A 9,308-nucleotide genomic window follows, 5' to 3' on the forward strand; every position below is an offset into this window, starting at 1 on the left:
CACATCAGAAAGGACGAACGTCATGGACGCCGAGCGCGGTCAGCAGGGCCATGAACTTGGCGGCCGTTTCAGCCACCTCGAGATCGGGCTGGGAACCGGCGACGATGCCGGCACCGGCATACAGGCGCACTTCGGTGCGCTGCACGCGGGCGCAGCGGATCGCTACGTACCAGTCCCCCTCGCCCTGGGCATCGGTCCAGCCGACGGCGCCGGCATAGAAGCCCCGCGCGACCGGCTCGGCCTGGCGGATCAGCTCCAGCGCCTGCTGGCGCGGCGTGCCGCACACCGCGGGGGTGGGATGCAGCAGTGCGACCAACGCCGCCGAGGACACCGAAGGGTCCTTCAGCGTGCCGTGGATGCGCGTGCCCAGGTGCCACATGGTGGCGGTGGCATGCAGCGTCGGGCGCGGCTGCGCCTCCACGTGATGGCACAGCGGCGCCAGGGCGGCCACGATGGCCTCGACCACGTGGCGGTGCTCGTCGTGATCCTTGGCCGAGGCCAGCAGCGTTTCCGCCGCGCGTGCATCTTCGGCGGGATCGGACGAACGGCGGGCCGACCCTGCGAGCGGATGCGAGAGCACGCGGTCACCCCGCTTGGAGACCAGCAGTTCCGGTGTCGCTCCGACCAGCCAGGCCGGTTCAGTCGCGCCCGTTGCGGGCACCGGCACCACGTAGGTGGCCACGCTGGGGTCTTTGCCCAGGCGCGCGGCCAACACGCGCGGGTGCAGCGGCTGCGCGGTGGTGACCCGCAGGCTGCGCGCCAGCACGACCTTTTCCAGCGGGCTGCCGGTGCGCTGCAGTTCCCCGACCGCTGTCGCCACCGCCTGCGCATACGCATCGGCGGGTGGCTCGGCGAGCACATCACCGACCAGCGTCGGTGTTTCCACACGCACCACGGTGGGCTGGCCGGAGATCTGATCCGGCTGGTACAGCGCATCGCCCTGCTCGGGATCGAACGGCACCGCGCCGACCAGCAGGCGCGGCCCGGAGCGCGGCGCGGCGAAGAACGCGGCCACACGCTCGGCCAACGTGGCGGTGGCGCCGGACGGCAAGTGCGCGCGCACGCCCTGCGCTTCCAGTGCCTGCTGCGGGCTGCGCAGCAGGAAGTACGGAGCGTCGGCCGCATCGGGGGTGGCGGTGCCGGTCTTCTCATCAGCCACACGGCGGATCAGCATCTCGTTCATGCCGCACCCCGCGCGCGGTGCATCGCGGCGGACAGCGCCAGGACCAGCAGCACCACGCCGACCAGCAGATACGGCGCACTCGGGGACCACCGATACAACAGCGTGCCGATCATCGGCCCCACCACCATGCCCATGCCCTGCACCGAGGCGACGGTGCCCGCGGCGGCGCCCTGCTCGTGCGCCTGCACCGAATCGGCCGCCAGCGCCTGGAAGTTGGGAAACACAAAGCCCATGCCGAACGCCGCGAACGCATAGCTGGCCAGCAGCTGCCACGGCACGCTGACCAGCGCGACCGACGCAAAGCCGAGACCGGAGATCAGCGCGCCGACCAGGATCCAGCGCGTGGGGCGGATGTCCTTGAGCTTCATCACCAGGCCCTGGGCGAAGATCAGCCCCACCCCGACCGCGGTCAGCGCCAACCCGGCCATGCGTGCACCGTCGGCCGGTGAGAGCTGCAGGCGATCAATCGCGAAGAAGCCTACCGTCACCTGCGCGATGGTGACCGAGATCATCGCCACGAACACCGCCAGCAACGGCAGCCGCAGGCGCGCATCGCCCAGCCCAAGGGTCGGCTTGGGCCCGGTGTGCGCCGGCGCGACGGGCGGCGTGTTCGGCAACCGCCACCAGATCATCAGCAGCGACAGCAGTGGCAGCAACGCGGCCACATACAGGGTGAGCGAGAGATTCTGGTACGCGATCCAACCCGCGGCGGCCGGGCCCAGCACCATGCCCAGCGCATTGGCAGTACCGAGTTTGGCCATCACGCTGCCGCGCTGCCCCGGGGCGGCCTGGTCGGCGATGATGGCCGCGGCGGTCGGCGGCACGGCGGCGTAGAACAACCCGACCAGGGCGCGAGTGCCGACCAGCACCAGCACGGAGATCCACACCGCCGGCGGTGAGGTCAGCGCCACGTCCACGAACACCGCCAGCGCCACGTAGATCACCGCGTAGGCGGCCAGTGCGATCAGCAGCACGCGCTTGCGGCCTATCCGATCGCTGAGCGCCCCCCAGCGGCGCGCCGAGAGCATCCACAACACACCGGCGGCGGTGACCGACAGGCCGGCGTGCCACTCGGCCAGGCCCAGCACCCGCACCACCGGGCCGATCACGGACACGAACGCCATCATCGCCATGGTGCCGAGCAACGCGGCGGAAACGAGGGCAGGCAAACCGGATACGACAGGACGTGCAGACATTGAACACCACAGCCAATAAGAAGTTGAACCACGCGGTGCGCCTTGGCGCGCGCGGTTCTGCCATCCGGTTGCGAACGCATCACCGCCCTGCGATCCATCAAATGATAACGGCTCGCATTTGCGTTTGATAGTGCAGTCTGTACGGAATGTTCATCTGCGCAGGTAACGCCGCCTGCGACAAAAAAGCACTACATCTTCGGTTGACTGCGCACCCCTACCCCACTATGTTGTGTCCATCGGCTCCCCGCTTCCGCCAGGCCCGGTGCATCGTCGCAACGCCGCGTTGCCGTTGAACGCCCCGTTGTGCCCACCTGACCGGCGCCTGGAAGCAAGGCCCGTCGCCACCGATGTGAGCCTGCGGCGACGTATTCCTGCACACGCAGGGCCTGCCCACCAATCACGCCTTCTGTCCGGCTGCCGCACGGCTCTGCCGCGCTGCCTGCCGAGTACTGCGCCATGCATGGAGAACGCATGAACACCGACGACACCGTCACCTCGCCCGCCACCGCGCCCACCGATACCGCTGTTGATGCGGCGACCGCCACTGAAACGATGTGGATCACCAAGGAAGGCGGCAACCGCCGCATGCCGTTCGACCAGGCGCGGCTGGAGCGCACCGTGCACAGCGTGCATGCCGAGTTCCCGCAACTGGAGGTGGCCGACTATCTGCGCAGCGTGCTCGGGCAGATCGCGCGGCGGCAGCAGCTCAGCGCCGATGAGATGGTGGACCTGCTGATCCGCGAGGCGGAATCGCGTATCGACCTGACCGCACCGGACTGGGAGCACTTCGCCGCCCGCCTCTATCTGCGGCGGCTGTACAAGCGCGCCAGCAAGAACCGCTTCTACGATGCCACGCTGAAGTACGGCTCGTACGTGGGGCTGCAGGAGAGCCTGGCCGACCGCAACGTCTACTCCATCGACATCCTCAAGGCCTATTCCAAGGATGAACTGGAGGAAGCCGGCCAGATGATCGAGCCCGAGCGCGACACGCTGTTCGCCTACAACGGGCTGTACCTGCTGGCCACCCGCTACCTTGCCACCGATCACTCGCGTGCGGTGTACGAGCTGCCGCAGGAGCGCTGGCTGACCATCGCGCTGTACCTGATGCAGCACGAACACGAACATGGCGAGCGCTCGCGGCGGCGACGGATGCTGCTGGTGCGCGAGGCCTACTGGGCGCTGTCCAACCTGTACATGACGGTGGCCACACCGACCCTGGCCAATGCCGGCAAGGTCGGCGGCCAGCTGTCCTCGTGCTTCATCGACACGGTGGATGACAGCCTGCAGGGCATCTACGACTCCAACACCGATGTGGCGCGCGTCTCCAAGCACGGCGGTGGCGTGGGTGCGTACCTGGGCTATGTGCGCTCGGCGGGCTCCTCGATCCGCGGCGTGGCCAATTCCTCCGGCGGCGTGGTGCCGTGGATCAAGCAGCTCAACAATACCGCGGTAAGCGTGGATCAGCTCGGCCAGCGCAAGGGCGCGATCGCGGTGTACCTGGATGTCTGGCACCGCGACATCGAGGCCTTCCTCGATCTGCGCCTGAACAACGGCGATCAGCGCCTGCGCGCGCACGATGTGTTCACGTCGGTGTGCCTGCCGGACCTGTTCATGGAAGCGGTCGAGCGTCGTGGGGACTGGTACCTGTTCGACCCGTATGAAGTGAAGCGGATCAAGGGCTGGTACCTGCAGGATTTCCACGATGAGCAGCGCGGCCAGGGCAGCTTCCGCGAAAAGTACGAGGAGGTCGTCGCCGACGAGCGCATCAGCCGGCGCACCATCAAGGCCATCGACCTGTTCAAGCGGATCATGGTGAGCCAGCTGGAGACCGGCAATCCCTTCATGTTCTACCGGGATGAAGTGAACCGGATGAACCCGAACAAGCATGCCGGCAACATCTATTCCAGCAACCTGTGCACCGAGATCCTGCAGAACATGAGCCCCACCCGCATGATCCAGGAGATGATCAGCGGCGACCAGATCGTGACGACCAGGCAGGCCGGCGATTTCGTGGTGTGCAATCTGTCCTCGATCAACCTCGGCCGCGCAGTCACCGCCGCGCCGGACCTGCTGACCAGCGACGTGCTGGAGCGACTGGTGCCGATCCAGGTGCGGATGCTGGACAACGTGATCGACCTCAACCAGCTGCCGGTGCCGCAGGCGACCATCACCAACCGCAAGTACCGCGCGATCGGGCTGGGCACCTTCGGCTGGCACCACCTGCTGGCCGTGCAGCAGATGGAATGGAACTCCGCCCAGGCCGAGGACTACGCCGACAGCCTGTACGAGCGCATCAACTACCTGACCATCCAGGCCAGCATGACCCTGGCCAAGGAAAAGGGACGCTACAGCGCCTTCGTCGGCAGTGAGTGGCAGAACGGGGAGTACTTCCGCGCCCGTGGCTATGACAGCCCGGCCTGGCGCGAACTGGCCGCGCAGGTTGGCGTGAACGGCCTGCGCAATGGCTGGCTGATGGCGGTCGCCCCGAACATGAGCACCGCGCAGATCGCCGGCTCCACCGCCTCGATCGACCCGGTCTACGGCGCGTTCTACTACGAAGAAAAGAAGGACTTCCGCCGCCCGGTGGCCGCGCCGGGCCTCTCGCTGGAGACCTACCCGTACTACGAGAAGGGCGCCTACCGGGTGGACCAGTTCGCCAGCATCCGCCAGAACGCCCGCCGCCAGCGCCACGTGGACCAGTCGATCAGCTTCAACCTGTATGTGCCCAGCACCATCCGCGCCAGCACGCTGCTCGCGCTGCACATGAGTGCCTGGCGCGAAGGGCTGAAGACGACCTACTACGTGCGCTCGAACGACATCGATATTTCTGAGTGCGAATGGTGCGGGTAGGCGCATCGCATCCGCGCTGACGCTCCCATGGTTCGCTGCGCAAACCATGGGCCCCGCATTACAACCCCCCAGACCCCCGCCGCTTTGCCGCCGCCCCCTGACTCAGGGGGCTCTGCTCCAGGACACACCCCGATGGCCATCCCCCTCGAACGCATCAAGATCCTCGAACCGCGCCACCCCAACCGCTCCACCGGCATCATCAATGGCCGCACCAGCGGCATCCTCAACTGGAACGACATCCCCTACCCGTCCTTCTACCGGGCGTACAAGGAGCTCTCGACCAACTTCTGGATTCCGGACGAAGTGGACATGAAGGGCGACGCGCGCCAGTACGGCGAGCTCAATGCCCGCGAGAAGAACGCCTACGACTCGATCATCGGCCTGCTCGCCACGCTGGATTCCCCGCAGACGCGCTTCATCTACAACGTCGCCGAGTACATCACCGACCCCGCCGCGCACGCCAATGCGGCGATCATCGGCCAGCAGGAGGTGATCCATAACGAAAGCTACAGCTATGTGCTGGCCTCGATCGCCGGCCTGGCCGACCAGAACCGGGTGTTCGAGATCGCGCGTACCCACCCGACCATCCTGGCCCGCAACGCGCCGATCATGCAGTCCTACGATGACTTCATGCGCGAGAAGACCGCCGAGACGCTGATCCGCGCATTGATCCAGTCCTCGATCCTGGAGGGCATCAACTTCTACTCCGGCTTCGCGTTCTTCTACAACCTGGTCCGCCAGAACCGCATGACCGGCACCGGCAAGATCATCAGCTTCATCAACCGCGACGAACTGGCGCACACCAAGTTCATCAGCGAGCTGATCCGCGCCATCATCGGCGAGAACCCGGCGCTGCAGGGCGAGCAGCTGACTGCCTACGTGCATGAGGCCTTCGAACACGCTATCCAGCTGGAGACGCGCTGGACCGGCGAAGTGCTCGATGGCATCGACGGCATCGACGTGGACGAGATGATCCGCTACGTGAAGTACCGCGCCAACAAGATGGCCGGCATGCTCGGCATCGAGAAGCTGTACAGCGAGACCAACGTCAACGTGATGCCGTGGATCAAGGCCTACGCGGACAACTTCACGGAGACCAAGACCGACTTCTTCGAGATGCGCAACGCCAGCTACAAGAAAACCAACGCGGACAACGGGTTCGATGATCTGTAAGGAGGCAAGGCGATGCATCTCCTGCTGGCCTTCGCCTCGCTGAGCGGCAACACCCGCGAAGTGGCGATGCTGATCCGGTCCCGCTGCGAAGCGCTCGGGCACCGCGTGGACTGGCTCGATGTCGATGCCGGCGACGTGGCCGTGGCGCTCGCCGGTGAGGCGCCCGCCCTGTGCCTGCTCGGCTCATGGACCGACAACGCCGGGCGTACCCCGGCGGAAATGAAGGACGGCGTGGCTGCGCTGCGGGACCGTTTCGGCCTGCCCCTGCCGTTCCCGGTGGCGGTATTCGGCACCGGCGAGACCCAATGGGGCGAGGAGTACTACTGCGGCGCCGCGCACCGGCTGGCAAGGTTTTTCAGCTCCCCTCATCCGGTGCTGGAGATCGAGCAGATGCCGCATGGCGCCGAAGACACCCACACCATCCACCAGTGGACCGACACCGTGTTGGCCCGTACCGAGACACAGACGACATGCTGACCCTGCACGCCCAGACCCCCGAGGACTACTACGCCGCCCTGCGCGAGCACCCGGCCCTGCTGGTGGATTTCCACAAGGACGACTGCCCGGGGTGCCGGATGCTGGAGATGTCGTTGGCCAGCGTGTCCGGCGCCATCGCGGATGCCGGGATGACGCTGTTGAAGGTCAAGCTGGAAACAGTCGGTGAAGGACTGTTCCGCGAACTAGGCTTGCGGCAGACGCCGACGCTGCTGGTGGTGCGCGACGGTCACGAAACCGCGCGGCTGGCGGGGTTCCAGTCGCCGAAGCAGATTCTGTCGGTGTTGGGGGCTGGGTGAAGGACGTCGAGTACGTCACCGCAACGGCGTGGACAACAGCCCGCGACGCTTGAACCACCACTCCAGCGGCAGCGTCACCAACGGTGGCACCGCCGCCGCCAATGCCAGCAGCGCGGCCCACCACGGCCAGCGCAGGCGGATGGCGGCGAGTACCGCGACCACCACGTAGACCATGAAGGCCACGCCGTGGATCGGGCCGAAAATCTTGACCCCGACCGGCGTCGGATCGGCCGCCTGATACTTCAAGTACATGCCGATCAACAACCCGGCCCAGGTCAGGGCTTCGATGAAGGCCACCGTGGCGAAAACGCGGCCCATGGGGCTGATTGGCAGTGCACTCTTCAAGGCGGGCTCAAGCTCGTAACGGACAGGACCCGCATCATAGCCAGCCGATGTGTCTGATGCGAATCATTCTCACAATGCGACCACTCGACCTCCCCGCCGGCCTCATCGCCGGCCGGGAGCCGTGCGCCCGACCGGACCTGCCGATCACCAGCGTGCGCTGATGCGGAAGTCCGCCCGCAGGCTGTCATCGTCCTGCAGCACTTTGTCCAGCGGGTGGCCGAGGTCAAGGCTGTAGCTGTAGCGCTTGGCGAGCTGTCCATTCAGGCCGACGCCGACACTGCTGATGCTGGCCGAGGTGGGATAGTCGCCGCGGACTTCGCCGTGATCGAAGAACACGTAGACATCGTGCGCCTGGCGGTAGGGCCGGTGCAGCTCGACGGTGCCGAAGTAACCTTTCACGCCGGAGAGCGCGCCACGCACGTAGCCACGCACGCTGCCGATGCCCCCCACCTGGAACAAGTTGCTGGACGGCAGGAAGTCGCCGTTGGTGAACTGCCACCCCAGCTGCGCCCGGTACAGCAGGCCGCTGCCGCCGATGCGCTGGGTCCAGCTGGTGGACCCGTTGGCGGTGGTGAAGGCATGCCCTACGGCCAGCGTCTCATCGGTGCGGATGCGCGACACACCCTGATAGAACGTCCAATCGTAGCCGTCGTTACGGTAGCCGGTGCTGATACCTAGGGTCAGGGTCGTCGAATCGACCTCCGACACACGCACGTCGCCGATATCCGAAACGGAGTTGCTGCGCGAGACGTTGGCGACCGTGGACAGCAGCCAGTTCGGCGTGGCCACCCATGGCTGGGTGAAGTCCAGGCCATAGCTGGTCGACTCGCCGGTGATGTCCAGACTGCGGTACGCGCCGTCGATGATGTTGATCTGGCTGCGTGAGACGCTGGCACCGACCCGGCCATTGCGGGTGTTGACGATCCCCGAGTAGCCGATGCGCCCTTCCAGCCCGCCGCGCGACCACGCCACCGAGCCGGCGAGCAGGTCACTGATTCCGGCCAGACCCCAGAACTGGCCGTGCGCACCGTAGCGCTCCCGGCCCGTGGTCTCCACGCCGGAGTTATCGACGAACACGCCCCAGTTGCGTCGGTCCGGCACATCGGCGAGCAGCAGGATGTCGGTCTGGCCGGCGGCCTGGCCCGGCCGCATCAGTGCCCGCACCTGCAGGTCGGTGGTGCGGTTGAGGTAGACCAGCTCATCGCGCAGGCGATCGCTGCGTACGACCTCCCCTACCGGCTGCCGCACCCGCCGCTCGACAAAGCGCACGGGGACCTTGCCCTCCCCGGACACCTCCAGCGTTCCCAGCGTGCCTTCCAGCAAGGTAACGTCAACGCGCCCCTCGTTGATCGACTGCTCGCGCAGCAGCGCCCGTGCCGTACTGATCCCGGCCGCCTCGTAGGCGGCGTTGACCTCGGCCACCAGTGTCTCCAGCTCGGCCAGGTGGACCTCGCGGCCCTCGTAGCGGGCGGCGATCGCATCGAGGGTGGCCTCCGGAAGCAGCGCCGATGGACTGAAACGGACCTCCTTCAGCACGAAGCTCCCACGGGCGTTGGCCAGCCCGCCCTGCTCGGTCGGCGGGGGCGCCGGTTGCACCGGATCCACCACCGGTCGCGCCGGCTGCAACGGCTGGCGCTGCTCGTAGTAGCCATCAATGCGCTGCGAGGTGTCCCTCCCCGCGGTGCCGGTACTGCTCTGCGCATGGGCCAGACAAGGCAGCAGCGCGCTGCCGATCAGGAGCATCCCTCGGTACATGGTGTTTTTTCC

Annotated in this window: 8 protein-coding genes; 4 read left to right on the top strand and 4 right to left on the bottom strand. The window is 66.7% G+C overall.

The genetic code is table 11. The features are described from left to right. Positions 1-4: 4 nt before the first annotated feature. Complete coding sequence (locus ACTT2I_RS08880) at positions 5-1,183, bottom strand: isochorismate synthase (protein WP_421099902.1); 1,179 nt, start codon at positions 1,181-1,183, stop codon at positions 5-7. Then, on the bottom strand, positions 1,180-2,379 hold the full coding sequence (locus tag ACTT2I_RS08885) for an MFS transporter (protein ID WP_293984867.1): 1,200 nt from the start codon (positions 2,377-2,379) through the stop codon (positions 1,180-1,182). Before ACTT2I_RS08885 ends, ACTT2I_RS08880 begins: the two co-directional genes overlap by 4 nt. 471 nt (positions 2,380-2,850) lie before the next feature. On the opposite strand from ACTT2I_RS08885, the gene ACTT2I_RS08890 reads away from it, so the two are divergent. The 4 genes from ACTT2I_RS08890 (at position 2,851) to ACTT2I_RS08905 (ending at position 7,196) form a co-directional block, all read left to right on the top strand. Continuing rightward, positions 2,851-5,229, top strand: a complete 2,379-nt coding sequence (locus ACTT2I_RS08890; protein WP_421099901.1) for a ribonucleoside-diphosphate reductase subunit alpha — start codon at positions 2,851-2,853, stop codon at positions 5,227-5,229. A gap of 132 nt (positions 5,230-5,361) precedes the next feature. Further along, entirely contained in the window at positions 5,362-6,402 is a 1,041-nt protein-coding gene (locus ACTT2I_RS08895; protein ID WP_088434232.1) for a ribonucleotide-diphosphate reductase subunit beta, read from the top strand. 12 nt (positions 6,403-6,414) lie between these two features. After that, positions 6,415-6,879, top strand: a complete 465-nt coding sequence (locus ACTT2I_RS08900) for a flavodoxin (protein ID WP_293984871.1) — start codon at positions 6,415-6,417, stop codon at positions 6,877-6,879. Next, on the top strand, positions 6,873-7,196 hold the full coding sequence (locus ACTT2I_RS08905) for a thioredoxin family protein (protein WP_293984873.1): 324 nt from the start codon (positions 6,873-6,875) through the stop codon (positions 7,194-7,196). Before ACTT2I_RS08900 ends, ACTT2I_RS08905 begins: the two co-directional genes overlap by 7 nt. Before the next feature lie 15 nt (positions 7,197-7,211). On the opposite strand, the gene ACTT2I_RS08910 is transcribed toward ACTT2I_RS08905, so the two are convergent. After that, positions 7,212-7,514: a DUF3817 domain-containing protein gene (locus ACTT2I_RS08910; protein WP_421099900.1), complete on the bottom strand. Its 303-nt coding sequence runs from the start codon at positions 7,512-7,514 to the stop codon at positions 7,212-7,214. Positions 7,515-7,685: 171 nt separating this feature from the next. Next, positions 7,686-9,296, bottom strand: a complete 1,611-nt coding sequence (locus ACTT2I_RS08915; protein WP_421099899.1) for a ShlB/FhaC/HecB family hemolysin secretion/activation protein — start codon at positions 9,294-9,296, stop codon at positions 7,686-7,688. Positions 9,297-9,308 lie beyond the last annotated feature (12 nt).

This window comes from Stenotrophomonas sp. PUT21 (assembly GCF_052232875.1).
In the GTDB taxonomy this organism is placed as follows: Bacteria; Pseudomonadota; Gammaproteobacteria; order Xanthomonadales; family Xanthomonadaceae; genus Stenotrophomonas; species Stenotrophomonas maltophilia_N.

Excerpts from the sequence above, each read along its gene's own strand:
- ACTT2I_RS08895 (WP_088434232.1), top strand. The coding sequence starts at position 5,362 with ATGGCCATCCCCCTCGAACGCATCAAGATCCTCGAACCGCGCCACCCC.
- ACTT2I_RS08885 (WP_293984867.1), bottom strand. The coding sequence starts at position 2,379 with ATGTCTGCACGTCCTGTCGTATCCGGTTTGCCTGCCCTCGTTTCCGCC.
- ACTT2I_RS08915 (WP_421099899.1), bottom strand. The coding sequence starts at position 9,296 with ATGTACCGAGGGATGCTCCTGATCGGCAGCGCGCTGCTGCCTTGTCTG.
- ACTT2I_RS08910 (WP_421099900.1), bottom strand. The coding sequence starts at position 7,514 with ATGGGCCGCGTTTTCGCCACGGTGGCCTTCATCGAAGCCCTGACCTGG.
- ACTT2I_RS08900 (WP_293984871.1), top strand. The coding sequence starts at position 6,415 with ATGCATCTCCTGCTGGCCTTCGCCTCGCTGAGCGGCAACACCCGCGAA.
- ACTT2I_RS08905 (WP_293984873.1), top strand. The coding sequence starts at position 6,873 with ATGCTGACCCTGCACGCCCAGACCCCCGAGGACTACTACGCCGCCCTG.
- ACTT2I_RS08890 (WP_421099901.1), top strand. The coding sequence starts at position 2,851 with ATGAACACCGACGACACCGTCACCTCGCCCGCCACCGCGCCCACCGAT.
- ACTT2I_RS08880 (WP_421099902.1), bottom strand. The coding sequence starts at position 1,183 with ATGAACGAGATGCTGATCCGCCGTGTGGCTGATGAGAAGACCGGCACC.